This window comes from Klebsiella sp. V115_8 (assembly GCF_029967715.1).
Taxonomy (GTDB): Bacteria; Pseudomonadota; Gammaproteobacteria; order Enterobacterales; family Enterobacteriaceae; genus Klebsiella; species Klebsiella quasipneumoniae.
On record NZ_JASCAR010000023.1, the window covers coordinates 134,902 to 160,775 of the forward strand.

General features: G+C 58.2%; 22 protein-coding genes. 12 read left to right on the forward strand and 10 right to left on the reverse strand.

Features of this window, described 5'->3' with window-relative positions:
- Position 1 precedes the first annotated feature (1 nt).
- Positions 2–820 carry a protein bax gene (locus tag QLG03_RS08205; RefSeq protein WP_060589859.1) on the reverse strand — a complete coding sequence of 273 codons (819 nt, stop codon included), beginning with the start codon at positions 818–820 and terminating at the stop codon, positions 2–4.
- Between the two features lie 313 nt (positions 821–1,133).
- On the opposite strand from QLG03_RS08205, the gene QLG03_RS08210 reads away from it, so the two are divergent.
- Together QLG03_RS08210 and avtA are read left to right on the forward strand one after the other, a co-directional pair.
- Positions 1,134–3,167, forward strand: coding sequence for an alpha-amylase (locus tag QLG03_RS08210; RefSeq protein ID WP_072422188.1), 2,034 nt, complete (start codon positions 1,134–1,136; stop codon positions 3,165–3,167).
- Positions 3,168–3,334: 167 nt separating this feature from the next.
- Complete coding sequence (avtA, locus tag QLG03_RS08215; RefSeq protein ID WP_023291339.1) at positions 3,335–4,591, forward strand: valine--pyruvate transaminase; 1,257 nt, start codon at positions 3,335–3,337, stop codon at positions 4,589–4,591.
- A 42-nt stretch (positions 4,592–4,633) separates the two neighbouring features.
- On the opposite strand, the gene QLG03_RS08220 is transcribed toward avtA, so the two are convergent.
- Positions 4,634–5,119, reverse strand: a complete 486-nt coding sequence (locus QLG03_RS08220) for a 4Fe-4S dicluster domain-containing protein (protein WP_282473616.1) — start codon at positions 5,117–5,119, stop codon at positions 4,634–4,636.
- A gap of 110 nt (positions 5,120–5,229) precedes the next feature.
- Positions 5,230–6,045: a helix-turn-helix domain-containing protein gene (locus tag QLG03_RS08225; RefSeq protein WP_044525031.1), complete on the reverse strand. Its 816-nt coding sequence runs from the start codon at positions 6,043–6,045 to the stop codon at positions 5,230–5,232.
- Between the two features lie 251 nt (positions 6,046–6,296).
- On the opposite strand from QLG03_RS08225, the gene QLG03_RS08230 reads away from it, so the two are divergent.
- Both QLG03_RS08230 and QLG03_RS08235 read left to right on the forward strand, forming a co-directional pair.
- Positions 6,297–7,697, forward strand: a complete 1,401-nt coding sequence (locus QLG03_RS08230) for an MFS transporter (protein WP_032454349.1) — start codon at positions 6,297–6,299, stop codon at positions 7,695–7,697.
- 9 nt (positions 7,698–7,706) lie between these two features.
- The gene (locus QLG03_RS08235; RefSeq protein WP_101862255.1) at positions 7,707–9,656 is read left to right on the forward strand and encodes a glycoside hydrolase family 127 protein; all 1,950 of its coding nucleotides are present in this window, start codon (positions 7,707–7,709) and stop codon (positions 9,654–9,656) included.
- A 74-nt stretch (positions 9,657–9,730) separates the two neighbouring features.
- On the opposite strand, the gene selB is transcribed toward QLG03_RS08235, so the two are convergent.
- The 5 genes from selB to QLG03_RS08260 all read right to left on the reverse strand — a co-directional run bounded on the left by selB (position 9,731) and on the right by QLG03_RS08260 (position 15,272).
- The gene (gene selB / locus QLG03_RS08240; RefSeq protein ID WP_135719390.1) at positions 9,731–11,572 is read right to left on the reverse strand and encodes a selenocysteine-specific translation elongation factor; all 1,842 of its coding nucleotides are present in this window, start codon (positions 11,570–11,572) and stop codon (positions 9,731–9,733) included.
- Positions 11,569–12,957 (reverse strand): L-seryl-tRNA(Sec) selenium transferase, encoded by a 1,389-nt coding sequence (gene selA / locus QLG03_RS08245; protein ID WP_023291342.1) that lies wholly within the window; start codon positions 12,955–12,957, stop codon positions 11,569–11,571. The genes selB and selA overlap by 4 nt, the downstream gene beginning before the upstream one ends.
- Before the next feature lie 105 nt (positions 12,958–13,062).
- On the reverse strand, positions 13,063–13,671 hold the full coding sequence (locus QLG03_RS08250; RefSeq protein WP_044525035.1) for a glutathione S-transferase: 609 nt from the start codon (positions 13,669–13,671) through the stop codon (positions 13,063–13,065).
- Positions 13,672–13,763: 92 nt separating this feature from the next.
- Complete coding sequence (locus tag QLG03_RS08255) at positions 13,764–14,900, reverse strand: HlyD family secretion protein (protein WP_023291343.1); 1,137 nt, start codon at positions 14,898–14,900, stop codon at positions 13,764–13,766.
- 3 nt (positions 14,901–14,903) lie between these two features.
- Positions 14,904–15,272, reverse strand: a complete 369-nt coding sequence (locus tag QLG03_RS08260) for a DUF3302 domain-containing protein (RefSeq protein WP_023291344.1) — start codon at positions 15,270–15,272, stop codon at positions 14,904–14,906.
- Between the two features lie 538 nt (positions 15,273–15,810).
- On the opposite strand from QLG03_RS08260, the gene mtlA reads away from it, so the two are divergent.
- From mtlA to mtlR, 3 genes are all read left to right on the forward strand, one after another.
- Positions 15,811–17,718 carry a PTS mannitol transporter subunit IICBA gene (mtlA, locus tag QLG03_RS08265; protein WP_023291345.1) on the forward strand — a complete coding sequence of 636 codons (1,908 nt, stop codon included), beginning with the start codon at positions 15,811–15,813 and terminating at the stop codon, positions 17,716–17,718.
- A gap of 100 nt (positions 17,719–17,818) precedes the next feature.
- A complete protein-coding gene (gene mtlD, locus QLG03_RS08270) occupies positions 17,819–18,967 on the forward strand; it encodes a mannitol-1-phosphate 5-dehydrogenase (RefSeq protein ID WP_023291346.1) in 1,149 nt (382 codons plus the stop codon).
- A complete protein-coding gene (mtlR, locus tag QLG03_RS08275) occupies positions 18,967–19,563 on the forward strand; it encodes a mannitol operon repressor MtlR (protein ID WP_002922401.1) in 597 nt (198 codons plus the stop codon). Before mtlD ends, mtlR begins: the two co-directional genes overlap by 1 nt.
- On the opposite strand, the gene QLG03_RS08280 is transcribed toward mtlR, so the two are convergent.
- Entirely contained in the window at positions 19,552–19,776 is a 225-nt protein-coding gene (locus QLG03_RS08280; RefSeq protein ID WP_002922402.1) for a hypothetical protein, read from the reverse strand. The two genes, mtlR and QLG03_RS08280, sit on opposite strands and share 12 nt — an antisense overlap.
- A gap of 272 nt (positions 19,777–20,048) precedes the next feature.
- On the opposite strand from QLG03_RS08280, the gene QLG03_RS08285 reads away from it, so the two are divergent.
- The 5 genes from QLG03_RS08285 to trmL all read left to right on the forward strand — a co-directional run bounded on the left by QLG03_RS08285 (position 20,049) and on the right by trmL (position 24,879).
- Entirely contained in the window at positions 20,049–20,411 is a 363-nt protein-coding gene (locus tag QLG03_RS08285) for a YibL family ribosome-associated protein (RefSeq protein ID WP_002922410.1), read from the forward strand.
- Between the two features lie 280 nt (positions 20,412–20,691).
- Positions 20,692–22,347: an L-lactate permease gene (gene lldP, locus QLG03_RS08290; protein ID WP_023291347.1), complete on the forward strand. Its 1,656-nt coding sequence runs from the start codon at positions 20,692–20,694 to the stop codon at positions 22,345–22,347.
- Positions 22,344–23,117 carry a transcriptional regulator LldR gene (lldR, locus tag QLG03_RS08295; RefSeq protein WP_117136600.1) on the forward strand — a complete coding sequence of 258 codons (774 nt, stop codon included), beginning with the start codon at positions 22,344–22,346 and terminating at the stop codon, positions 23,115–23,117. Before lldP ends, lldR begins: the two co-directional genes overlap by 4 nt.
- A complete protein-coding gene (lldD, locus tag QLG03_RS08300; RefSeq protein WP_004205042.1) occupies positions 23,117–24,301 on the forward strand; it encodes an FMN-dependent L-lactate dehydrogenase LldD in 1,185 nt (394 codons plus the stop codon). The genes lldR and lldD overlap by 1 nt, the downstream gene beginning before the upstream one ends.
- A gap of 104 nt (positions 24,302–24,405) precedes the next feature.
- Complete coding sequence (gene trmL, locus QLG03_RS08305; protein ID WP_023291348.1) at positions 24,406–24,879, forward strand: tRNA (uridine(34)/cytosine(34)/5-carboxymethylaminomethyluridine(34)-2'-O)-methyltransferase TrmL; 474 nt, start codon at positions 24,406–24,408, stop codon at positions 24,877–24,879.
- A gap of 102 nt (positions 24,880–24,981) precedes the next feature.
- Here the strand turns inward: trmL and cysE are convergent, their stop codons facing one another.
- Positions 24,982–25,803: a serine O-acetyltransferase gene (cysE, locus tag QLG03_RS08310; RefSeq protein WP_002922426.1), complete on the reverse strand. Its 822-nt coding sequence runs from the start codon at positions 25,801–25,803 to the stop codon at positions 24,982–24,984.
- Between the last annotated feature and the right edge of the window lie 71 nt (positions 25,804–25,874).

Consider the following 25,874-nt stretch of genomic DNA (forward strand, 5'->3'; position numbering starts at 1 on the left):
ATTACATGTGCGCGGCAATTAACCGCTGGTTATCCTGATACATCGCGAAGAGATAGTTGTTGTAGCTCGACCCTCTGGTCGAATAGCCCTTCAGCTTATGAATCATGGTACTAGCCGTTACTTCCTGATCCGCCTTGCGCAGCTGCAGGCGCGATTTGCGGAAAGAGGAATAGGCCGGGTGGGTGTTCAGGTTTGTGACGTAAGCCTGCACCGACTGCTCCACCGACTCAAACTGCGAATAGCCTTTCATCGCGCCGCGGCAGCGACCAGCGCCGCACTTCATGCCGAACAGATTGTTGTTCTCACGCGCCAGCTTGGAAGTACCCCAGCCACTTTCCGCCGCCGCCATGGTCGCGACCATGCTGTTCGGAATAATGTCGACACGCTCAAGTAGCGTGTTCCAGGGCACATGACGCGTATTGCCTGACCACTTCACCTTATAACGTGTCGCGATGTCTTTCAGGCGCGCCTTTTCGCTCGGCGACCAGCGAGCATCGTACTGCTTGGATACAAGCCAGTTACGATCCGCAGTAATCGCCTGATTCTGCTTGGTAATATAAGGCATGACCGTCCGGAGAAACGCTTTTTTCCTTGGTGTTCCGGAAGGGTATTTTCGCAAGTCAGGAAGTGAACTGCTCTTTACACTATTGCGAGAATACTCTTGTTTACTGCTTACCTTAGTACTACTTATCTTCTTAACCGTTGGGGCTTTATGACTCTTTGTTGCTGTGTGCGTTGTTGCCAACACACTACCTGAAAAGACGCAGGTTAGTAACATAAGTATGGCGGCCCCATATCGTCGTATGGGATTCGATATCATCAGGTCTCCTGGTCGGATATATGCATTCCAACACCTTGTTTTTCACAAAAAAACGATAGCTGAATCGCTAATAGTATCAAAAATACGCACTGAGAGCATCAACAGAAATAGTCCAATTCCGAATTGCTGTCATCTGAAATCGGTTTCTGCGCCGCATCGCTAGCGCGAAAATGCTAGCTTCGTCTCATTTTTAGCCTATTTTTTGAGCGGTGTCACTCACCCCTTTTCATCCTCCTGGTAAAACGTTCGCCGGGAGGAGTTCACTCTCGCGGCAACAAGGCACACTAGCTAAAAACCGCTCAAGGATCCCGCAATGAAACTCGCTGCGCTTGCCACGTTATTCGTGCCTGGGATGGCCTTTGCCGCCTGGACTACCGCCGACTTCCCTGCTTTTACCGAAGAAGGGACGGGTCGCTTCATCAGCCAGAAAGTGGTTGAGAAGGGTACACGTCCCCTGCAGCTAAATTTTGACCAACAGTGCTGGCAGCCTTCCGGCGGCATTAAGCTCAACCAGATGCTCTCCATGGAACCCTGTCGCGGCACGCCGCCGCAATGGCGCATCTTCCGCCAGGGTCTGTATACCCTGGAAGTGGATACCCGCTCCGGCACGCCGACGATGATGATTTCGCTGGAAGAAAAAGAGGCCAGCGCCGCGGCGCCGCAGATCCGCCAGTGTCCGAAGTGGGATGGAAAACCTCTCACCCTCGACGTCAGTAAAACCTTCCCCGAGGGCAGCAAAGTTCGCGATTTCTACAGCGGCAATGTCGCGACCGTCAGCGGCGGCAAAATCACGCTGCAGCCCGCCTTCGGCAGCAATGGTCTGCTGCTGCTCGAGCGCGCCGAGACGGCCGCGCCGGCGCCGTTCGACTGGCACAACGCCACCGTCTACTTCGTCCTGACCGACCGCTTCGTGAACGGTAATCCGGCCAACGACAATAGCTATGGCCGACATAAAGACGGCATGCAGGAGATCGGCACCTTCCACGGCGGCGACCTGCAGGGATTAACCAGCAAGCTGGATTATCTGCAGCAGATGGGGGTCAATGCCCTGTGGATCAGCTCCCCGCTCGAGCAGATCCACGGCTGGGTCGGCGGCGGGACGAAAGGCGATTTTCCACACTACGCCTACCACGGCTATTACACCCAGGACTGGTCGAAACTGGACGCCAATATGGGGACCGAAGCCGATCTCCGTCGGCTGGTGGATGAAGCGCATAAGCGCGGAATACGTATTCTGTTCGACGTGGTGATGAACCATACCGGTTACGCCACCCTGGCCGACATGCAGGAGTTCCAGTTCGGCTCTCTGTATCTGCAAGGGGATGAGCTGAAAAAAACCCTCGGCGAGCGCTGGACGGACTGGAAGCCCGGCGCGGGCCAGACCTGGCACAGCTTTAACGACTATATCAACTTCAGCGATAAAGCCGGGTGGGAGAAATGGTGGGGCAAGAAGTGGATCCGCACCGATATCGGCGATTACGACAACCCGGGCTATGACGATCTCACCATGTCGCTGGCCTTCCTGCCGGATCTGAAAACCGAATCGAAGGAGGCGTCGGGCCTGCCGAACTTCTACAGCCATAAACCGGACACTGCGGCGAAAGCGATCCCGGGCTATACGCCGCGCGACTACCTGACGCACTGGCTGAGCCAGTGGGTGCGCGACTACGGCATCGACGGCTTCCGCGTCGATACCGCTAAACATGTGGAGATGGACGCCTGGCAGCAGTTAAAAACCCAGGCCACCGCCGCGCTGGCGGAGTGGAAGAAAGCCAATCCGGATAAAGCGCTGGATGCGGCGCCGTTCTGGATGACCGGCGAAGCCTGGGGACACGGGGTGATGGAGAGCGATTACTATCGCCACGGTTTTGATGCGATGATCAATTTCGACTACCAGGACCAGGCGGCGAAAGCGGCTAACTGCATGGCCAACATTGACCTCACCTGGCAGCAAATGGCGGACAAGCTGCAGAGCTTTAACGTCCTGAGCTACCTCTCCTCGCACGATACGCGCCTGTTCCGCGAAGGCGGCACCACGGCGGCAGAGCTGTTGCTGCTGGCCCCTGGCGCCGTGCAGATCTTCTATGGTGACGAGTCGTCGCGCCCGTTCGGCCCCACCGGCTCGGACCCGCTACAGGGCACCCGTTCAGAGATGAACTGGCAGGATGTCAACGGTAAAGCGGCCCGCAGCGTTACCCACTGGCAGAAGATCGGCCAGTTCCGCGCGCGCCATCCGGCGATCGGCATGGGCAAACAGACAACGCTGTCGATGCAGCGGGGTTACGGATTCGTGCGCGAGAGCGGTGAAGACAAAGTGATGGTCATCTGGGCCGGACAACAGCAGTAAAGCAGGAGTGGCTCCCTGCCCGGCGGGGAGCCAGTCAGCACAATACGCTGATAAAAAATCGATTCACAGGATAAAAACAAAAACACCCCCCTTCCCTTCGATTTGCACCACGCTGGCGCTGGCGTTATGGTTAGCCACTTTCCAGAACCACCGACAGACGATTCGCGATGACATTTTCCCTTTTCGGCGACAAATTCACCCGTCATTCAGGCATTACCCGCCTGATGGAAGACCTTAATGACGGTCTGCGCACGCCGGGCGCTATTATGCTGGGCGGCGGCAACCCCGCTCAGATCCCGGAGATGAATGACTACTTCCAGCAGCTGCTCTCCGACATGCTGGATAATGGCAAAGCCCTTGATGCGCTTTGTAATTATGATGGTCCGCAGGGCAAAAGCGAGCTGCTGAGCCTGCTGGCGAAGATGCTGCGCGACGAGCTGGGCTGGGAGATCGAACCACAGAATATTGCGCTAACAAACGGCAGTCAGAGCGCATTTTTCTACTTGTTTAATCTGTTCGCAGGCCGTCGGGCAGATGGCACCACCCGTAAGGTGCTGTTCCCGCTGACGCCGGAATATATCGGCTATGCCGATGCCGGCCTGGAAGAGGATCTGTTCGTTGCCACCCGGCCGAATATCGAACTGCTGCCGGAAGGCCAGTTCAAGTACCACGTTGATTTTGAGCATCTGCAGGTGACGGAAGAGACCGGGATGATCTGCGTCTCGCGTCCCACCAACCCGACCGGCAACGTCATCACTGATGAAGAGCTGATCAAACTGGATGCGCTGGCGAATCAGCATGGGGTCCCGCTGGTGATTGATAACGCCTACGGCGTGCCGTTCCCGGGCATTATTTTCAGCGACGCCCGACCGCTGTGGAATCCGAACATCGTGCTGTGTATGAGCCTGTCCAAGCTGGGCCTGCCGGGCAGCCGCTGCGGGATTATCATCGCCAACGAGAAAATCATCACCGCCATCAGCAACATGAACGGCATTATCAGCCTCGCGCCCGGCGGTATCGGGCCGGCAATGATGTGTGAAATGATTAAACGTCAGGATCTGCTGCGCCTGTCAGAGACAGTGATCAAACCCTTCTATTACCAGCGGGTGCAGGAGACCATCGCCATTATTCGCCGCTATTTGCCGGAGGAGCGCTGCCTTATTCACAAACCGGAGGGGGCGATCTTCCTCTGGCTGTGGTTTAAGGATCTGCCGATCTCCACCGAGCTGCTGTATCAGCGGCTGAAAAAGCGCGGCGTGCTGATGGTGCCGGGGGATTTCTTCTTCCCGGGACTCGATAAACCGTGGCCGCATACTCACCAGTGCATGCGCATGAACTATGTGCCGGACCCGCAAAAAATCGAGGCCGGGGTGAAAATTCTCGCCGAAGAGGTTGAATTCGCCTGGCGCGAACAGGAAGCCTAATCCCTGACGCCGCTGACGGCTAACGCCCGTTAGCGGACCCGCTCACGCCAGCGCCAGCCGCTGGCGTTTTTGCGCGCATAGCGCCTCCAGCTCCGCGGGAGCCATCACCCGCAGCGCCTGCGTCGGGCAGGCGGCTACGCAGGCCGGCCCCTCGGCGCGGTGGTGGCATAAATCGCATTTCAGCGCCTGCGCCTGCTGGTTCACCACCGTGACGGTCATTGCGCCGTACGGGCAGGCCACCATGCAGCTTTTACAGCCGATGCAGCGGCGCTGATCGACCCACCAGACGTCCTCCTCCCGACTAATCGCCCCCTGCGGGCAGACGCTGGCGCAAGGCGCATCCTCGCACTGCCGACAGGCCGTCGCCGTTGATATCTCGCCGCTTTTCACCACCCGGATACGCGGCGTGAAATGGCCTGTCGACAGCATGGAGACATCCTGCGCCTGCTGGTGCGCCACCGCGCAGGCCACTTCACAGGTACGACAGCCAATACACTGCTGGGCATTGGCAATAAGAAACCGGTTCATCCTCTGCTCCCTGGGGATAAAACCGCAGGGTGCCAGAATAATCCCTGCCCGCGCTTTGATCCTGAATGGAATCAGCGCTGTTTTTAGTCACTAGCACAAGTGATTTTTCATTACGCTGAATTAATGTGCTCCTTACAGTAGCGGCGCTTCCAGGCTGCAGGCGTGAGGCTGGTGTGCTTGCGAAAGATCTTGCGAAAATAACCGACGTCATTAAAGCCGCACTGGCTCGCGACTTCGGTCAACGACAGTGAATCACTGATCAATAGCTTTTCCGCCGCTCTGACCCGCTGACGATGCAGCGCTTCGGTCAACGTCACGCGAAAAACGTGACGATAGACGCGTCCTAAATAGTCCGCATTACAGTGCAGCTCTTTCGCCAGCGTCGATGCTGAAACAGGCAAGTGGTAACGGGTATGGATGATCTGCTGCGCTTTCCAGGCCAGCGCAGCGCCGGGACTGTCGTCCGGTTTTTCGCTTGCCGCCGCGGCAATCTGCTGCAGTATCAGCAATAACAGGAGCTCCAGCGCCAGGCTGCGGTGAATATTCTCCTGTTCACGAAGAAACTGGCGAAACAGCGAAATAATGTATTGTGGATCGCTGACGCGGGTATGTTGCGGAACGTTAAGCAGCGCAGGCGGCAGAGACCGGACACTCTCCGTCAGTACTTCAAAATGCAGCCAATAAAATTTCAGGTCGGCGGGAAATTCCCCCACCCCAACATGAGAACGTTCTGGCCACAGCAGTAAACTCTCCCCTGCATTAACGTTAAATATTTCACCCTCCTCGCAAATCGTTAACGTCCCCTTTTCGACAAAAATAATTTCCCAGGACTGCAGTTTACGCGCCGGATGACTGCCGACGCCACGGGAAATAAATAAGCCGCCATTTTGTACGCGAATCGGGAGAGGCATGGATAATTCAAGCATATATATTTAATTTTCCGCTAACGAAACGATAAAAAATCTCTTTCCAACTGATTATTAATCATAAATTAACGCCTTTCCGGATCGGAATCACACTTTTATGACGAAGTCGGAATCGTCCTCTTTTTATACTTTTCCCTTCCCTTGTTGCCTCGTTTATTCGGTGCAAAATAATTAATGTATTTGCAAAAGACAAAAAATGTCCGCCGGTCAGACAGCGGAATAATTCTGAACATCATCTTCGGGAGTTATTTATGACTACGGCTCCGATTACGACAAGCGACCTCACGAAGCACGTGCAGGACGCCAAATTATCTCTCCGTGAAAAAATAGGCTATGGTCTGGGCGACGCCGGTGGAACGGTCATCACCTGCCTGATCATGAACTTTCTCACTTTTTTCTATACTGACGTCTTTGGGCTCACCCCGGCGCTGGTCGGTACTCTGTTCCTTGCGCTGCGCGTGTTTGATGCTATTTCCGATCCGATCATGGGCGTCCTCGCCGATCGGACCCAAAGCCGATGGGGACGTTTTCGCCCCTGGCAGCTATGGATTGCGGTTCCTATTGCAGCGATCGGGGTGCTGACCTTTACCGTGCCGGATGCCGGCATGGGGGTAAAAATCGCCTGGGCCTTCGGCACTTACCTGCTGCTTTCAGTCAGCTATACCGCGATTAACGTCCCCTACTGCGCGCTCATTAATACGATGACCACTCGCCATAGCGAGGTGATATCCTGCCAGGCATGGCGCTTTGTACTGTGCGGCGTGGCAGGATTCTTGGTCTCCGTGGGCCTGCCGTGGTTGGTTAAAGCGCTCGGTCAGGGGAATACCGCCCAGGGTTATCAGTATGGTGTCGGCGTACTCTGCGCCATCGCGGCGGTGATGTTTTTGTGCTGCTTTTTCTGGGTACGTGAGCGTGTTTCCCTGGAGATGCTCGGCAAATTCACCCTGCGCGAACATATCGCCGGTCTGCGTAAAAACGATCAGTTGTTACTCATGCTGGCGATGTCATTCCTGTTGATCAACGTGTTTAACATTCGCGGTGGCGGCTACATGTACTTTATTACCTATGTACTGGGCGGCTCTACTGGCTATACATCGCTGTTTTTCACCATGGTCACCTTTTCCTCGATTCTGGGCGCCGCGATCGTCAATTGGCTGTCGCGCCACGTTGATACCGTCAAGCTCTATTACTACACCAATCTGGTATTGGCCTTACTGGCGGTGGGGATGTGGTTCCTGCCAACCGGTCCGTCCTGGCAAACGCTATGGCTGGCGGTCATTCTCGGCAATGGCATCATCCTGGGCTTTACCCTACCGCTGCATTTTTCGTTGATGGCCTTCTCTGATGATTATGGTGAATGGAAGACGGGTGTCCGTTCGTCAGGGATGAACTTTGCTTTCAACCTGTTCTTTATCAAGCTGGCATGGGCCTCCAGTGCGGGCATTATCAGCCTGGTGTTTATCTACGTTGCTTATCAACCCGGCGCCAGCAACCAGACTCCATCCTCACTATCGGGGATCACGGCGATGGAAACCCTGCTGCCCGCGCTGTTCCATCTGTTGCTGGCCTTCGCTATCCGCGCCTGTAAGCTCAACAATCCCATGATGTCGCGCATTGCAACCGATCTGCGCGCACGTCACATTCAGTCTTAAGGAGAAATCATGGAAGTCGATCTGCACAAACTGAAAGTTAACGATCCGTTTCTGGGTCAGTATCAGCAACTGGTGCGTGATGTCGTCATTCCCTATCAGTGGGATGCCCTCAATGACCGGATCGCCGAGGCTGAACCCAGCCATGCGATAGAAAACTTCCGTATCGCCGCAGGTCAGCAGGCAGGGGAATTCTACGGAATGGTGTTCCAGGACAGCGATGTGGCGAAATGGCTGGAGGCAGTCGCCTGGTCATTGTGTCAGAAGCCAGATGCGGAACTGGAAAAAACCGCCGACGAGGTGATTGAGCTGATTGCCGCCGCGCAATGTGAAGATGGTTATCTGAACACCTATTTTACGGTGAAAGCGCCCGGGGAACGCTGGACCAATCTCGCCGAATGCCATGAATTGTACTGTGCCGGTCACTTGATTGAGGCTGGGGTGGCATTCTTCCAGGCAACCAGTAAACGCCGCCTGCTGGAGGTGGTATGTCGCCTCGCCGATCATATCGACAGCGTCTTTGGTCCGGACGGCAATCAGCTGCACGGCTACCCAGGACACCCTGAAATAGAGCTGGCGTTAATGCGTTTGTACGATGTGACTCAGGAACCACGCTATATGGCGCTGGCTAATTACTTCGTTGAACAGCGTGGGACACAGCCGCATTTCTATGACATCGAATATGAAAAACGCGGCAAAACTTCTTTCTGGAATACCTATGGGCCGGCGTGGATGGTGATGGATAAACCCTACAGCCAGGCGCATTTGCCGCTTGCCGAACAGACCACCGCTGTGGGTCACGCGGTTCGCTTTGTTTATTTAATGGCTGGCGTAGCGCACCTTGCACGCCTGAGCAAGAACGAAGGCAAACGCCAGGACTGCCTGCGGTTATGGAAAAACTTGGTCCAGCGTCAGTTGTATATTACGGGCGGCATTGGCTCACAGAGCAGCGGGGAAGCCTTCAGCAGCGATTACGATCTGCCGAATGATACCGTTTATGCGGAAAGCTGCGCCTCTATCGGGCTGATGATGTTCGCGCGCCGCATGCTGGAACTGGAAGCCGACAGCCAATATGCTGATGTGATGGAGCGCGCGCTTTACAATACCGTTCTGGGCGGTATGGCGCTGGACGGTAAACATTTCTTCTACGTCAACCCACTGGAAGTGCAGCCCAAGGCTTTAAAATTCAATCATATTTATGACCATGTTAAGCCTGTTCGTCAGCGCTGGTTCGGCTGTGCCTGTTGCCCACCGAATATCGCTCGTCTCCTGACCTCGCTGGGACATTATATCTATACGCCACGCGAAGAGGCGTTGTATATCAATCTCTACGTCGGTAATCAGGCTGAGATCCCGGTAGGAGAAAAGACGTTACGTCTGCGTATCAGCGGTGACTATCCCTGGCAGGAACAGGTCAAAATTGTCATCGAGTCTCCGTCAGCATTGAACCATACGCTGGCGCTGCGTCTCCCGGACTGGTGCGAGGGGGCACAGCTCACCCTGAACGGCGCGCCGGTCACGCAGGATATACGCCAGGGCTATCTGCATATCCAACATCTCTGGCAGGAAGGCGACACTCTGATGCTAACGTTGCCGATGCCGGTTCGCCGGGTATATGGTAATCCGCTGGTTCGCCACCAGGCAGGCCAGGTGGCGCTGCAACGCGGTCCATTGGTTTATTGTCTTGAACAAGCTGATAACGGTGAGGCGCTGCATAACCTACTGCTGCCACGCGATGCCAGGTTCACGGTGTTTGAAGGAAAGGGGCTGTTTGCTCACAAAATGTTGATTCAGGCCCCAGGCTATAGAAAACATGCAGAAAACGCCGATGCGCAGAAGCTGTGGAGCTACGATCACCCTCTGGCCACCCCCCATTCACAGACGTTGACCTTTATTCCCTGGTTTAGCTGGGCAAACCGCGGAGAAGGCGAAATGCGTATCTGGGTTCGGGAAGCCGAATAAGGCCAGGCACAACGCGACCCCCTCTTCCCCGGCAACACACCGTTCGCTGTCCGCCGGGGAGCAGGCGTTAACGATTAAAGAAACAATGCTTTATCGCGCAGGATATGATCGTTGCCGCGACGGCGGGTGTAGCCAATCCGATCGAAATACTCGAGGATCTGGATCGCCAGCTTCCGCCCTACGTTTAAGGTATCGCGAAAATCCGCCGCGCAGGTTGAGCCGCGCAGCTGATCCAGCTCGCGCACCCGCTGGGCGAACTGCACAATGCGATCGTTGCGGTAGTAACGATCTTTGACGATCGCGGTAATCATCCCCTGCTGCGCCGCCTGGCGCAGCACCGCGCGCATCAGGGACTCTTCAACATGGACCTCGCGCGCGAGATCGCGCACCCACCAGGGATCATCGCCGAACAGGGTCTCCACCTTCCGCCAGACCGCCTGCTGCTCGTCGGTAAACCCGGCTTTATGCTCGGGCAGATGCAGCCAGCCGTGATGGCTGTGGACTAATCCGCTCTCGCGCATCTGCTCAATCAGCAGCAGCACCAGCGCTTCCTCTTCCATCGGCAGCGCAATGCGGCGCAGGCGCTCCCGGCCAGGGCCCGGCTCGTCGCGATGCTGCTCATGGTAGCGCGCCAGGGCATCCAGCAATTTTCGCTGCCAGCGGGCGGCAAGCGGCGCACTAAGCAGGCGCTGTCCGGCCTGCAGATAGTCCGGTCGCTGGATCAAGGCCGCCATTCCGGCTTCACTCAGCTGCCGCGCCCAGGCGAAGCGCTCAAGCCGGACGGCGTCCCGCTGCAGATGCAGCTCCAGGGCCTGTACATCGTCAGCGCCGACCGCCGCCAGGGCGTGCAGCCACTGCAGATACTCCGGTTTACGCTTGCCGCGGCGCGGGGGATCCAGCGTCACCACCCGTGCGCCGGCCAGCGTCAAGCGAGCGGAGATATCGCGGAGCACCAGCCGGTCGTTATCCGCCAGCCACAGCGGAGTATCCAGCACCAGCTCCGCCAGGCCGCCCTCCAGGAGCGACACCCGGCCGGTGATGTGGCTGGCAGCGTGGTGAATATGCAGCGGCTGCCACTGGCTGAGCGGCGTATGGCACTGCAGTTCGACAATCACCCGCTCTGCAGGCTCCGGCGGCGGTGAGGAGAGCAGCCAGTCGCCGCGGTGCAATGCCTCTTTCTGCGCATCGCCGACAATATTCAGCGCAATGCGCTGCCCGGCGTGCGCCTGCTCAACCGCTTGATTCTGGGCATGCAGGCCGCGGACGCGCATCGGCGTGTTGACGCCGGTGAGCCACAAAGTATCCCCGACCCGAACTTCGCCGGAGAGCGCCGTCCCGGTGACCACCAGCCCCGCCCCTTTGACGGTAAAGGCGCGATCCAGCGCCAGGCGAAAACGCCGCTGCTGTGGATGGGGGCGCTCCGCAAGCTGCAGCAGATGGCTGCGCAGTTCGGCAATACCGATGTTATCCACCGCCGCGGTGGGGAAGAAAGCGGCGGCGTCAAAGCCCAGTTCGCGCAGGGTCTGCTCGACCTCCGCCTGAACCTCCGCCACCCTGGCGGCCGCCACGCGGTCCGTCTTGGTGAGCGCTACCGTCAGCGTCGGCTTTCCGGTCAGCTGCAGGATCGCCAGGTGTTCGCGGGTTTGCGCCATCACGCCGTCATCGCAGGCCACCACCAGCAGCGCATGGTCGATCCCTCCCACCCCCGCCAGCATGTTGGACAAAAACTTTTCGTGCCCGGGCACGTCAATAAATCCCAGCACCCGCCCGTCCGGCTGCGGCCAGTAGGCATAGCCGAGATCGATCGTCATTCCCCGCGCTTTCTCTTCCGGCAGACGATCGGCATTCACGCCGGTTATCGCCTGCAGCAGCGTCGTTTTGCCGTGGTCAACATGTCCAGCGGTGGCAATAATCATCGTAACAACATCTCCATAAACCGGGTTTCATCTTCCAGACAGCGCAGGTCCAGCCAGAGCCGACCGTCATAAATGCGGCCAATCACCGGGCACGGCAGCGCGCGCCAGCGGGCCGCCAGCGCCTCCAGCCGGCTGCCGCGGCCGTCATGCGGGGTAAAGGTCAACGCCGCGCCAGGCAGACGGTCGACAGGTAACGAGCCGCTGCCAATCTGCGACTGGCAGGCTGCCACGTTGACGGCAAAATCAGCATAGTGTGCCGCCAGGGCAGGCTGCAGACGTTCGGCCTGCCGGCGGATTTCGTCCGCCGGGCGGGTGAGCAAGCGCAGCGTCGGTAAGGTGTCCCGCAGCGCTTCCGGATGCTGATAGAGGCGCAGCGTGGCTTCCAGCGCCGCGAGGGTCATTTTATCCGCGCGCAGGGCCCGCTTCAGCGGATGGCTTTGCAGGCGGGCAATCAGCGCGCGTTTGCCGACGATAATTCCGGCCTGCGGGCCGCCGAGCAGTTTGTCGCCGGAGAAACTGACCAGGCTCACCCCGGCGGCGATCATCTCCTGCGGCATCGGCTCCTTGGGCAGGCCATACTGACTGAGATCCACCAGCGACCCGCTCCCCAGGTCGGCCACCACCGGGACGTCCAGCTCGCGGCCGATGACCGCCAGCTCCGCTTCGTCGACGGCTTTGGTAAAGCCTTCAATGCTGTAGTTGCTGGTGTGGACCTTCATCAGCAGGGCGGTATTGTCATTCACCGCCTGGCGATAGTCTTTGGCATGGGTGCGGTTGGTGGTGCCCACTTCGTGCAGCTGACAACCCGCCTGGCGCATCACGTCGGGGATGCGGAACGCCCCGCCGATCTCCACCAGCTCGCCGCGGGAGACCACCACCTCCCTGCCGCTGGCGGTAGCCGCCAGCATCAGCAGAACGGCCGCCGCGTTGTTGTTCACGATACAGGCATCTTCCGCGCCGGTGATCTGGCACAGCAGATCGGCAATGGCGCGATCGCGATGGCCACGCCCGGCGTCGTCGAGATCATATTCGAGCGTCACCGGCGCGCGCATCGCGCTGGCGACCGCCTCCACCGCCGCCTCAGCCTGGATGGCGCGCCCGAGATTGGTGTGCAGCACCGTACCGGTGAGATTAAACACCGGACGCAGGGCGCTCTGCCTTCTGGCGGTCAGCCGCTGCGCGCAGGCGCTCAGCCAGTCATGGCTCCAGTCAGGCAGTGTCTGACACTGGCGGATCTGTTCCCGCGCCTCGTCCAGCATCTGGCGCAGCTGCGTCACCACCTGCGAATGGCCGTGCTGCGTCAGCAGGGAGGAAAAAGCGGGGTCGCGGAGTAAGCGGTCAATGGCCGGAAGCCGGGTATAAAGCGCACGAATTTCGGTAGTCATCAATGGGCCTGGCGGTAAGTTATTTTCCCCCCTCCCGACGGGAGAGGGAGTCAACAATCAGCGGCGATTGTAACGCCTCCTTGCGCAAACTGTTACCTGTCTGGGTCAAGTCCGCGGCGGTTCGGTGCGCGCAAAGCTGGCGCGCTGGAACAGCGCATCCACCAGCTTCACCAGCTGCGGCCGGGTGGCGCACCAGCCCGGCGCCACCCGGCGAAAGTTCAGGTAGGCGATGGCGCAGGCCGTGGCGATGGTCGCCAGATTGACCTCGTCGCCGCGCAGCGTCCCGTCCGCCGCGCAGGCTTCCAGCCTGTCGAGGCCGCGCGCCACTTTCTCCCGCTGGCGGAGCAGCTCTTGCTCTGACTGTTGGGCCGCGGGGCGAGCCTTTTCGCGCACCAGCGCCTGGGCGGCCTCCATCACCCCATCCGCCAGCGCCTCTAGCTGGCGCATCCTGAGAGCGGCTCTGGGATCGGCGGGGATCATCGGCGGCGCCACGCCCAGCAGCTCGAGATACTGGGCGATAACCGGGGAGTCAAACCAGCATTCGCCGTCATCCGTCACCAGCGCCGGCACCTTGCCCAGCGGGTTATAGCGCGCCACGCCGTTGCTTTCGCTGTAGGGGGATTCGTTGACAAACTCAAAAGGGATGCGCTTTTCCAGCAGGATCACTGATATTTTGCGCACAAAGGGACTGGTGTAGCTGCCGATCAGTTTCATAGCCTGCTCCTTATCGCCAACAAAGATATGAGTATGGCTCAGGGCGAGGTAAAAGGCAGGTGAGCATCCCGCTCAACCTGCCGCCGATCGCATTAATGATCGAGATAGAGGTAGTGCATCCAGCTGGTCATGCGCAGCAGCACTTTACGCATCACCGAAACGTGGGCGAAATGGTCGGAGTAGACCGCCACCTGAGCGTAGATGCCATCGGGTAGCGCATCAATTTCGGCATTCGGATCGAGCTCGATGGTCGCCAGCACGCCATCGCTGCCCGGCGTCACGGTCAGCGACTGCAACGCCCCCTGCGCCTGATAGGTCCCCCCGGGCACCACCGGTAAAATGCTCACCAGTTTACCGTGGAACACCTGTCCGGGCAGGGCATTAAACACCGCTTCCGCGTCGTCGCCCTTCTCCAGCCTTAACAGCGAATTTTGCCTGAATTGGGCGACGATCAGCCGTTTTTGCTCAGGGATAAACACCATCACCGGCCGCAGCGGCAGCGAGGCGGCGTAGGTCCCCGGACGGATCAACACCTGAGTGATATACCCATCGCTGGGCGCCCGCACGGTGGTCTGATCGAGATTATATTTCGCCTCCGCCAGCTGGGCGCGCAGGCTGGCCACTTGCGACTGTTCGCCGTTGATCATGCTATCCAGCTGGCTCTGGATCTGCGCCTGCTCCGCCACCGACGCCTTGACCAGCGCGTCCTGGGCCAGATAATTCTGCCTGGCGTTATCGATGTCGCTTTCCGAGAACGGATTCACCCGCGCCTGGCTCCCTTTCAGGTAGCGCTGATAGTCCTTGTATAAGCGATCGCGTTCCGCCGACACGCGGGTGGTGTTGGCCTGGGCTTCAGAGAGCTGCGCCTTGAGGGTGTTAATACTGTGCAGCGCTGTCACCAGGTCGGCCTGCAGGCGATCGACCCGCGCCTGGTAGCGCGCCGGGTCAATGGTAAATAACACCTCGCCCTTTTCGACGCGCTGATTCGCTTTGTCGGTGACGCTGCTGACGACCCCGGTCACCTGCGGCGTAATAGGAATAGATATTACCGCCTTTTGCGCCAGAAAGGTGTAAGGGTGGTTATAGTTCATTAATAAAATAAGCGCGCTAACAATAAATACGCCCCCCAGCGCCGCGGTGGGAACCGTCCATTTATTAACCGGTATTTTGAAGATTTTAAATATCGACCAGGCGATGGCCACGTAGGTCAAAATGATCAACAGATCCATAGTTTATTTCTCCGCCGCAGCGGTGGACTGTGGCCGCTGGATGGCCGCCACCTGATGTTCAAGGTCGCTCAGTCGTTGGCGAAGCTGTTGTATATCCGTCTCTTTTTCAGGTTCGTCGGGGTCCGTATTCGCCTTATGCTGCATGCCCCAACCGCGCTCAGGCCGGTACAGCGTGGCCCATATCCATAAAAACGGCCAGATGACGTGGAGAGTAAAAAGACTGACCCATCCGGCGACATGAATAGCATCGGAATGGGGGTGGTTGCGTTTTTTGGCAATCAAATAAGGAATATCGTGAATAATGATAATTCCATAAAAAATGACCAGAAAAACGAAGATCAGAACGCCCAGCGCAAAATAATTGAGAAACATAATTCCCTCGGCTTTACGCTAATAATTTATATGAATTTTAATCACGGCCCACTGATATCCGGACCGCTGATTTGAGCATAATTCACCCCTTTCATTTTTGCCATCCGGCGGAAAAAAGTTATTTAACAAACATGGTTGCTTAGTTACAGCGCCGCCTCGCCCTGGCCGCAAAACCGGGCCGAGATCACAGCGGTAAAAATCCACCGTGAAATTCTTTGTGATCAAAATCACAAACAAACAACAAAAACACGAAACAAAATTGTGACAAATATCACACAAAAACGCAGATTAGCGGCAAAAACGGCGGCCTGTTGTTTTTTTACACAGCTATTATGTGATCGCAATCACTACAAAACCCGCTCCGCCCCCTATATTCATGTGATCTAACTCACACTTAAGGGCGCTGGCTGGACAGCTAAACGATTCAGTGCCAGATTTCGCACTATCAATCAGGGCCCGGCTACCTCTGCCGCCACATTAACAACAAACCTCGGGCTTTTAGCCTGCGCGATACGCAAAACAGAAGAAGGGGTGTTTTATGTCATCCGATATCAAGATCAAAGTGCAAAGCTTTGGTCGTTTTCTCAGCAATATGGTGATGCCGAATATCGGCGCGTTTATCGCGTGGGGTATCATCACCGCGCTTTTCATTCCGACAGGGTGGTTGCCAAACGAAACGCTGGCGAAGCTGGTCGGTCCGATGATCACCTACCTGCTGCCGCTGCTGATCGGTTACACCGGCGGTAAATTAGTCGGCGGCGAACGTGGCGGCGTGGTCGGGGCGATCACCACCATGGGCGTTATCGTCGGCGCGGATATGCCGATGTTCCTCGGCTCCATGATCGCCGGCCCGCTGGGCGGCTACTGCATCAAGAAATTCGATAACTGGGTAGACGGTAAGATCAAATCCGGTTTTGAAATGCTGGTGAATAACTTCTCCGCCGGCATCATCGGGATGATCCTCGCCATTCTCGCCTTCCTCGGCATCGGCCCGGCGGTAGAAGTTCTGTCGAAAATTCTGGCGGCTGGCGTTAACTTCATGGTGGCGCACGACATGCTGCCGCTGGCGTCTATCTTCGTAGAACCGGCAAAAATCCTGTTCCTCAATAACGCCATCAACCACGGTATCTTCTCGCCGCTGGGTATTCAGCAGTCCCACGAGCTGGGTAAATCCATCTTCTTCCTGATTGAAGCTAACCCGGGTCCGGGGATGGGCGTTCTGCTGGCGTACATGTTCTTTGGCCGCGGCAGTGCTAAACAGTCTGCAGGCGGGGCGGCTATCATCCACTTCCTGGGGGGTATCCATGAAATCTACTTCCCGTACGTGCTGATGAACCCACGTCTGATCCTGGCCGTTATCCTCGGCGGGATGACCGGTGTCTTCACCCTGACCATCCTCAACGGCGGTCTGGTCTCTCCGGCTTCCCCGGGCTCTATCCTGGCGGTGCTGGCGATGACGCCGAAAGGGGCCTACTTCGCGAACATCGCAGCCATTATCGCCGCGATGGCGGTCTCCTTCGTCGTCTCTGCGGTTCTGCTCAAGACCAGCAAAGTCAAAGAAGAAGACGATATCGAAGCCGCAACCCGTCGTATGCATGACATGAAAGCGGAATCCAAAGGCGCCAACCCGCTGGCGGCTGGCAATGTCACCAACGACCTGAGCCATGTGCGTAAAATCATCGTCGCCTGCGACGCCGGGATGGGCTCCAGCGCCATGGGCGCCGGGGTACTGCGCAAGAAAGTGCAGGATGCCGGCCTGAGCAACATCTCGGTCACCAACAGCGCCATCAATAACCTGCCGCCGGATGTTGACCTGGTGATCACCCACCGCGACCTGACCGAGCGCGCCATGCGCCAGGTACCGCAGGCGCAGCATATTTCGCTGACCAACTTCCTCGACAGCGGTCTGTACACCAGCCTGACCGAGCGTCTGGTGGCGGCCCAGCGCCACATCGACAACGAAGTTAAAGTCACCGATAGCCTGAAAGACAGCTTTGATGATACGGACAAAAACCTGTTCAAGCTGGGTGCGGATAACATCTTCCTCGGTCGCAAAGCGGCCACCAAAGAAGAAGCCATTCGCTTCGCCGGCGAGCAGCTGGTGAAAGGCGGCTACGTCGAGCCGGAATATGTGCAGGCGATGCTGGACCGCGAAAAACTGACCTCGACCTATCTCGGCGAGTCCATCGCGGTGCCGCACGGCACCATCGAAGCGAAAGACCGCGTGCTGAAAACCGGCGTCGTCTTCTGCCAGTACCCGGAAGGAGTGCGCTTTGGGGAAGATGAAGACGATGTTGCCCGCCTGGTGATCGGCATCGCCGCCCGCAACAACGAGCACATTCAGGTGATTACCAGCCTGACCAATGCGCTGGATGACGAAACGGTGATTGAGCGCCTGGCGAAAACCACCAGCGTCGACGACGTACTGGCGCTGCTGAATAAATAATCAGCGCTATCCAACCCTCTCCTTTGGGAGAGGGTTGGGGTGAGGGAAAAAGCCTCACCCCAGCCCTCTCAGGTAAAAACATTAATTGAAGGTTAATACTATGAAAGCATTACATTTTGGCGCAGGTAATATCGGACGTGGCTTTATCGGTAAACTGCTGGCCGACGCGGGCATCGACCTGACGTTTGCCGATGTCAATCAGACCGTACTTGATGCCCTGAATGCCCGTCATAGCTACCAGGTTCACGTCGTTGGCGAAAATGAGCAGGTGGATACCGTCTCCGGCGTGAATGCCGTCAGCAGCATTGGCGACGAGGTAGTGGAGTTGATCGCCAGCGTCGACCTGGTGACCACCGCCGTCGGTCCCGTCGTTCTTGAGCGCATCGCCCCGGCCATCGCCAAAGGGCTGGCGAAGCGCAAGGCGCAGGGCACTGAACGCCCGCTGAACATTATCGCCTGCGAAAACATGGTGCGCGGCACCACGCAGTTAAAAGGCCACGTATTTAACGCCCTGGCGGAGGAAGATAAGGCCTGGGTGGAAACCCATATCGGCTTCGTCGACTCCGCCGTTGACCGTATTGTGCCGCCCTCGGCGTCCGCTACCCATGACCCGCTGGAAGTCACCGTGGAAACCTTCAGCGAATGGATCGTCGATAAAACCCAGTTCAAGGGCGAACTGCCGACCATCCCGGGAATGGAATTAACTGATAACCTGATGGCATTTGTCGAACGCAAGCTCTTCACCTTGAACACCGGGCATGCTATAACCGCCTACCTCGGAAAACTGGCGGGCCACCAGACGATTCGCGACGCGATACTCGACGAGAAAATTCGGGCCGTCGTGCAGGGCGCGATGGAGGAGAGCGGCGCGGTGCTGATCAAACGCTACGCCTTTGACCCGCAGAAGCACGCGGCTTATATCCAGAAAATTCTTGGCCGTTTCGAGAACCCGTACCTGAAAGACGATGTCGAGCGCGTAGGCCGTCAGCCGCTGCGCAAACTGAGCGCCGGCGACCGTTTAATTAAGCCGCTGCTGGGTACGCTGGAATACGGCCTGCCGCACCGCAATCTGGTGAAAGGGATTGCGGCGGCGATGCATTTCCGTAGCGAAGACGATCCGCAGGCGCAGGAGCTGGCGACACTGATCGCCGACAAAGGGCCGCAGGCCGCGCTGGCGCAGATTTCCGGCCTTGACGCGGCAAGCGATGTCGTCGCGGAGGCCGTTAACGACTACAACGCGGTAAAATGATGCACAACCTGGCGCGGCCGACGTCGCGCCCATTACGACTCCTGTCAGATATGCAGGCAATGATGGAAGAAACACAAGCATTTGAAAACCGTGTGCTTGAGCGTCTGAATGCTGGCAAAACCGTACGAAGCTTCCTGATCGCCACCGTCGAGCTATTAACGGAAGCGGTCAATATTCTGGTGCTTCAGGTGTTCCGTAAAGACGACTACGCGGTGAAATACGCCGTCGAGCCCTTGCTGGAGGGCAGCGGGCCGCTCGGCGATCTCTCAGTACGCCTGAAGCTGATTTATGGCCTTGGGGTGATAAGTCGTGCCGAATATGAAGACGCCGAGCTGCTGATGGCCCTGCGCGAAGAGCTTAATCACGACGGCAATGAGTACAGCTTTACCGACGACGAAATTATCGGTCCGTTCGGCGAACTGCACTGCGTCGCCGCCCTGCCGCCAACGCCGCAGTTTGATGACAGCGACGCCGAACTGCTGGCAATGCAGAAACTGCGTTACCAGCAGATGGTGCGTTCAACGATGGTGTTGTCCCTGACTGAGCTGATTTCACGAATCAGCTTAAAAAAAGCCTTCCAGAAATCAACGCTCTGATTCCGGCTCCGTCTGGTCGCAGGTCGGCCGGTAAAGCTGACGATAATATTCCAGACGCTGCAGAAACAACGCTTCCTTATCCTGAGGGATATCTCGCGGTACATGCTGCAGCCGCGGAGACTTTTTCAAATACTCCATAAACGCCTGACTGGAAGCCATAAAATCAACCGCTTTGTCGATTAAACGTGGTACGCCGTCGCCGATCTTTGCCATCACGTCCTCCTTTTGGGAATAATCTGATTAAGCATTAGCCAATTCACCGATGTGGGTTAAGGAAAACGTGCTTATCTGCCGACAGGCTTCACAGAAATGAAATTAGCGCGGGTATCGGAAGGAATAATTATAAAATTCAAATTATTAGCAGATTAAGGTATCGTATTCTGACGGCGATAAACGGCGTATTTTTGATAAATAGCTATCAACAATAGCGGTCACGGCACATACTATAGGCGAATGAAGCCCCTTTATTAACAGATCAAATCACCATGAAAGAAGTCGAAAAGAATGAAATCAAACGTCTGAGCGATCGTCTCGACGCCATCCGCCACCAGCAGGCCGAGCTGTCGCTGGTGGAAGCCGCCGATAAATACGCGGAGCTGGAGAAAGAAAAAGCCACTCTGGAAACGGAGATTGAACGTCTGCGTTCCGTCCAGAGCCAGAAGCTGAGCAAAGAGGCGCAGAAGCTGATGAGCCTGCCGTTCCGCCGCGCGATTACCAAAAAAGAGCAGGCCGATATGGGCAAGCTGAAGAAAAGCGTCCGCGGCCTGGTGGTCGTCCATCCGATGACCGCCCTGGGCCGGGAAATGGGCCTGAAAGAGATGACCGGTTTCGCCCGCAGCGAATTCTGATCCCCAGCCCTCTCCGTTCGGAGAGGGTTATTCTGTCCTACCCCCCTTTTTCGTTCCCTGCCCGGCCGATTGGTCCAACCAATAATTTTATCTACCCCCCGGCAGTTCACAAATCCATCAAAATACATCACAAACCCGTTGCCTAAGAATAACATCTGGTTAACCATTCGTTGTCATCAACCCTGCTATCCCTAATTGGCCGGGCCAATTTTACCTACGACGGGTCGGCAAAGAGCGCAGACTCAGCCCACCCGTCCTGGCGGCCCGATGGAGACCCTGCATGAATCTCTGGCAACAAAACTACGATCCCGCCGGTAATATCTGGTTATCCAGTCTTATCGCATCGCTACCGATTCTGTTTTTCTTTTTTGCGCTGATAAAGCTCAAACTGAAAGGCTATCTCGCCGCTACCTGGACCGTTGCGATCGCCCTGGCCGTCGCATTGTTGTTCTATAAAATGCCGGTGGACCGCGCCCTGGCCTCGGTGGTGTATGGCTTCTTCTACGGGCTGTGGCCCATCGCCTGGATTATTATTGCCGCAGTCTTCGTCTATAAAATCTCGGTGAAGACCGGACAGTTCGACATTATCCGCTCGTCGATCCTGTCGATTACGCCTGACCAGCGCCTGCAGATGCTGATCGTCGGCTTCTCGTTCGGCGCCTTTCTCGAAGGGGCGGCGGGATTTGGCGCGCCGGTGGCGATTACCGCGGCGCTGCTGGTCGGCCTCGGGTTTAACCCGCTGTATGCCGCAGGCCTGTGCCTGATCGTCAACACCGCGCCGGTGGCCTTCGGCGCGATGGGCATCCCGATCCTGGTGGCCGGTCAGGTGACCGGTATCGACAGCTTCGCCATCGGCCAGATGGTGGGTCGCCAGCTGCCGTTCCTGACCATTATCGTGCTGTTCTGGATCATGGCGATTATGGACGGCTGGCGGGGCATCAAAGAGACCTGGCCGGCGGTGATGGTCGCAGGCGGCTCGTTCGCTATCGCCCAGTACCTCAGCTCTAACTTCCTTGGCCCGGAGCTGCCGGACATCATCTCATCGCTGGTCTCCCTGGTCTGCCTGACCCTGTTCCTCAAACGATGGCAGCCGGCGCGCATCTTCCGCTTTGGCGATATCGGCGCCTCGCAGGTGGATATGACGCTGGCCCGCACGCGCTACACCGCGGGACAAGTGATCCGCGCCTGGTCGCCGTTCCTGTTCCTGACCGCCACCGTGACCCTGTGGAGCGTGCCGCCGTTCAAAGCGCTGTTCGCACCGGGCGGCGCGATGTATGACTTCGTCATCAATATTTCGGTGCCGTTCCTCGACAAAATGGTCGCCCGCATGCCGCCGGTGGTCAGCGCCGCGACGCCTTACGCCGCCATCTATAAGTTTGACTGGCTGTCGGCAACCGGCACCGCCATTCTGTTCGCCGCCCTGCTGTCCATCGTCTGGCTGCGCATGAAGCCGAAAGACGCGCTGACCACCTTCGCCGGAACGCTGAAGGACCTGGCGCTGCCGATCTACTCTATCGGCATGGTGCTGGCGTTCGCCTTTATCTCCAACTACTCCGGGCTGTCGTCGACCCTGGCCCTGGCGCTGGCCCATACCGGCCACGCGTTTACCTTCTTCTCGCCGTTCCTGGGCTGGCTGGGGGTATTCCTGACCGGTTCGGACACCTCGTCTAACGCCCTGTTCGCCGCGCTGCAGGCAACGGCGGCGCAGCAGATTGGCGTCTCCGATATCCTGCTGGTCGCAGCCAATACCACCGGCGGCGTCACCGGCAAGATGATTTCCCCGCAGTCGATCGCCATCGCCTGCGCCGCGGTAGGCCTGGTGGGTAAAGAGTCGGATCTGTTCCGCTTTACCGTCAAACACAGCCTGATCTTCACCTGCATGGTGGGTCTGATCACTACGCTGCAGGCCTACGTTTTAACCTGGATGATACCGTGATAGTGATGCCTAAACGCCTGGCCGACGACGTGGCGCGTCGCGTCCGGGCGCTGATTGAAGAACAACAGCTGGAGGCGGGCATGCGACTGCCCGCCGAGCGCCAGCTCGCCGCTCAGCTCGGCGTCTCGCGCAATTCCCTGCGCGAAGCGCTGGCGATGCTGGTCAATGAAGGGGTGCTGCTGAGCCGTCGCGGCGGCGGCACTTTCGTCCGCTTTCAGCATGAGCCGTGGTCGGAGCAAAACATCATCCAGCCGCTGAAGACGCTGCTGGCCGATGACCCTGACTACAGCTTCGACATCCTCGAGGCCCGCCACGCCATCGAAGCCAGCACCGCGTGGCACGCGGCGATGCGGGCCACCGACGCCGATAAAGAAAAAATACGCCTGTGCTTTGAAGCGACCCAGAGCGAAGACCCGGATATCGCCTCGCAGGCGGACGTCCGCTTTCATCTGGCCATCGCCGAAGCCTCGCATAACGTGGTGCTCCTGCAAACCATGCGCGGCTTTTTCGACCTGCTGCACTCCTCCGTCAAGCAGAGCCGTCAGCGGATGTATCTGGTGCCGCCGGTTTTTGCCCGCCTGACCGAACAGCACCAGGCCGTCATGGAGGCGATTGTCGCCGGCGACGCCGAGGCGGCGCGCCAGGCGATGATGGCCCACTTAGGTTTTGTCCACGCCACCATTAAACGTTTTGATGAAGACCAGGCCCGCCAGGCGCGAATTACCCGCCTGCCCGGCGATGCTATTGATAATTCCAGGGAGAATTCGTGATGATTATTTCCGCCGCCAGCGACTATCGCGCCGCCGCCCAGCGTATCCTGCCGCCGTTCCTGTTCCACTATATCGACGGCGGGGCTTACGCCGAACATACCCTGCGCCGCAACGTCGAGGACCTTTCCGACGTGGCGCTGCGCCAGCGTATTCTGCGCAATATGTCGGATCTGAGCCTCGAGACCACCCTCTTCAACGAGAAGCTGGCGATGCCGACGGCGCTGGCGCCGGTGGGGTTGTGCGGAATGTACGCCCGCCGCGGCGAAGTGCAGGCCGCCGGCGCAGCGGATGACAAAGGCATTCCGTTTACCCTCTCCACCGTTTCCGTCTGTCCGATCGAAGAGGTCGCCCCGACCATCAAGCGGCCGATGTGGTTCCAGCTGTATGTTCTGCGCGACCGCGGCTTTATGCGCAATGCGCTGGAGCGCGCGAAGGCGGCGGGTTGTTCAACGCTGGTCTTTACCGTCGATATGCCGACTCCCGGCGCCCGCTACCGCGACGCCCATTCCGGCATGAGCGGCCCGAACGCCGCCCTGCGCCGCTACTGGCAGGCGGTCACCCATCCGCAGTGGGCATGGGACGTTGGCCTCAACGGCCGTCCGCACGATCTGGGGAATATCTCCGCCTATCTCGGCCAACCGACCGGCCTGGAGGATTACATCGGCTGGCTGGCGAATAACTTCGATCCGTCGATTTCATGGAAAGACCTCGAGTGGATCCGTGATTTCTGGGACGGACCGATGGTGATCAAAGGGATCCTCGACCCGGAGGACGCCCGCGACGCGGTGCGCTTCGGCGCCGACGGCATTGTGGTCTCCAACCACGGCGGCCGCCAGCTTGACGGCGTGCTCTCCTCCGCCCGCGCCCTGCCGGCGATTGCCGACGCGGTGAAAGGCGACATTACCATTCTCGCCGACAGCGGCATCCGCAACGGTCTCGACGTCGTGCGCATGATCGCCCTGGGCGCCGACAGCGTACTGCTGGGCCGCGCTTACCTGTACGCCCTGGCGACCCACGGTAAGCAGGGCGTGGCGAATCTGCTGAACCTGATCGAAAAAGAAATGAAAGTGGCGATGACCCTGACCGGCGCAAAAACCATCGCGGACATTAGCCGTGATTCGCTGGTGCAGAACGCGGAGGCGCTGCAGACCTTCGATGCGCTGAAGCAGCATAACGCGGCATAAGCTGCGCCGTTTTGCTCTCCCCCGGCCCTCCCCCTCAGGGAGAGGGGCGGGGTGAGGGTTGACCAAATATCTGCTATTCTGCCCCCCGCAATTAAGGGGGCAGTATGCTGAACATCGTGTTATTCGAACCAGAGATCCCGCCGAACACCGGGAATATTATCCGCCTGTGCGCCAACACGGGCTTCAGTCTGCATATCATTGAGCCCATGGGCTTCACCTGGGACGATAAGCGCCTGAGACGCGCCGGACTGGACTATCACGAGTTCACCGCCGTGCAGCGCCACGCCGATTACGCGGCGTTTATCGCCAGCGCGCAGCCGCAGCGTCTGTTCGCCCTGACCACCAAAGGTACGCCGGCGCACAGCGCGGTGAGCTATCAGGATGGCGATTTCTTGATGTTTGGTCCGGAAACCCGCGGTCTGCCGGCCAGCATCCTTGATGCCCTGCCGCCGGAGCAGAAAATTCGGATTCCGATGATGCCGGACAGCCGCAGCATGAACCTGTCAAACGCGGTGTCGGTGGTGGTGTACGAGGCCTGGCGGCAGCTGGGGTATCCAGGCGCCGTGCTGCGCAGCTAACTGACCCCTTCCCGGATGGCGGCGCACCGCGCCTTATCCGGGCGACATGCTGGGCGGGGAGAGATCGTAGGCCCGGTAAGCGCAGCGCCACCGGGCAAGACGTTAAATCCCGTCGCCGTACTCGAAAGTGTGGTGGATGCCGTTGAAATGCTGATCCATATCCATCGCCGGCTTGTCGCTCTCCGGCTTGCCGACGATACGCGCCGGCACGCCTGCGGCGGTGGTGTGCGGCGGAACCGGCTGCAATACCACCGAACCGGCGCCAATCTTCGCCCCACGCCCGACTTCGATATTGCCGAGGATTTTCGCCCCGGCGCCAATCATCACGCCTTCGCGAATTTTCGGGTGACGGTCGCCGCTGGTTTTACCAGTACCGCCAAGGGTGACCGACTGCAGAATAGAGACGTCATCCTCAATCACCGCCGTTTCGCCAACCACAATACCGGTGGCGTGGTCGAGCATAATCCCGCGGCCGATTTTCGCCGCCGGGTGGATATCCACCTGGAAAGAGACGGACACCTGGTTTTGCAGGAAAATCGCCAGCGCACGCCGGCCCTGAGTCCACAGCCAGTGGCCGATACGATAGGCCTGCAGGGCATGGAAACCCTTCAGATAGAGCAACGGCGTCGAGTATTTATCCACCGCCGGGTCACGCGTGCGCACCGCCTGAATATCGCAGGCCGCCGAGGCGATCATTTCCGGGTCGGCGGCGTAGGCTTCTTCCACCACTTCGCGAATGGCGATAGCCGGCATAATCGGGGAAGCCAGCTTGTTGGCCAGCATATAGCTCAGCGCGCTGCCCAGATTTTCATGCTTGAGTAGCGTTGCGTGGTAAAAACTGGCGAGCATTGGCTCACAGTCCGCCAGAGCCCGGGCTTCGGCTTTAATATTATTCCAGACGATATCCAGTTCTTCACACGGCATTGCATACTCCAGGCGATATGGTAATGACCTGCCAGTTCTGCGCTGGCAGGGTCATTCAGGTGACAAAGGAA

Bases quoted from the DNA above. Each gene is read 5' to 3' on its own strand.
- QLG03_RS08205 (WP_060589859.1), bottom strand. From the start codon at position 820: ATGATATCGAATCCCATACGACGATATGGGGCCGCCATACTTATGTTA.
- QLG03_RS08255 (WP_023291343.1), bottom strand. From the start codon at position 14,900: ATGGATCTGTTGATCATTTTGACCTACGTGGCCATCGCCTGGTCGATA.
- QLG03_RS08210 (WP_072422188.1), top strand. From the start codon at position 1,134: ATGAAACTCGCTGCGCTTGCCACGTTATTCGTGCCTGGGATGGCCTTT.
- QLG03_RS08230 (WP_032454349.1), top strand. From the start codon at position 6,297: ATGACTACGGCTCCGATTACGACAAGCGACCTCACGAAGCACGTGCAG.
- QLG03_RS08220 (WP_282473616.1), bottom strand. From the start codon at position 5,119: ATGAACCGGTTTCTTATTGCCAATGCCCAGCAGTGTATTGGCTGTCGT.
- QLG03_RS08225 (WP_044525031.1), bottom strand. From the start codon at position 6,045: ATGCTTGAATTATCCATGCCTCTCCCGATTCGCGTACAAAATGGCGGC.
- QLG03_RS08260 (WP_023291344.1), bottom strand. From the start codon at position 15,272: ATGTTTCTCAATTATTTTGCGCTGGGCGTTCTGATCTTCGTTTTTCTG.
- lldP (WP_023291347.1), top strand. From the start codon at position 20,692: ATGAATCTCTGGCAACAAAACTACGATCCCGCCGGTAATATCTGGTTA.
- mtlD (WP_023291346.1), top strand. From the start codon at position 17,819: ATGAAAGCATTACATTTTGGCGCAGGTAATATCGGACGTGGCTTTATC.
- QLG03_RS08280 (WP_002922402.1), bottom strand. From the start codon at position 19,776: ATGGCAAAGATCGGCGACGGCGTACCACGTTTAATCGACAAAGCGGTT.
- QLG03_RS08235 (WP_101862255.1), top strand. From the start codon at position 7,707: ATGGAAGTCGATCTGCACAAACTGAAAGTTAACGATCCGTTTCTGGGT.
- cysE (WP_002922426.1), bottom strand. From the start codon at position 25,803: ATGCCGTGTGAAGAACTGGATATCGTCTGGAATAATATTAAAGCCGAA.
- QLG03_RS08250 (WP_044525035.1), bottom strand. From the start codon at position 13,671: ATGAAACTGATCGGCAGCTACACCAGTCCCTTTGTGCGCAAAATATCA.
- mtlR (WP_002922401.1), top strand. From the start codon at position 18,967: ATGCACAACCTGGCGCGGCCGACGTCGCGCCCATTACGACTCCTGTCA.
- lldD (WP_004205042.1), top strand. From the start codon at position 23,117: ATGATTATTTCCGCCGCCAGCGACTATCGCGCCGCCGCCCAGCGTATC.
- QLG03_RS08285 (WP_002922410.1), top strand. From the start codon at position 20,049: ATGAAAGAAGTCGAAAAGAATGAAATCAAACGTCTGAGCGATCGTCTC.
- avtA (WP_023291339.1), top strand. From the start codon at position 3,335: ATGACATTTTCCCTTTTCGGCGACAAATTCACCCGTCATTCAGGCATT.
- mtlA (WP_023291345.1), top strand. From the start codon at position 15,811: ATGTCATCCGATATCAAGATCAAAGTGCAAAGCTTTGGTCGTTTTCTC.
- selB (WP_135719390.1), bottom strand. From the start codon at position 11,572: ATGATTATTGCCACCGCTGGACATGTTGACCACGGCAAAACGACGCTG.
- trmL (WP_023291348.1), top strand. From the start codon at position 24,406: ATGCTGAACATCGTGTTATTCGAACCAGAGATCCCGCCGAACACCGGG.
- selA (WP_023291342.1), bottom strand. From the start codon at position 12,957: ATGACTACCGAAATTCGTGCGCTTTATACCCGGCTTCCGGCCATTGAC.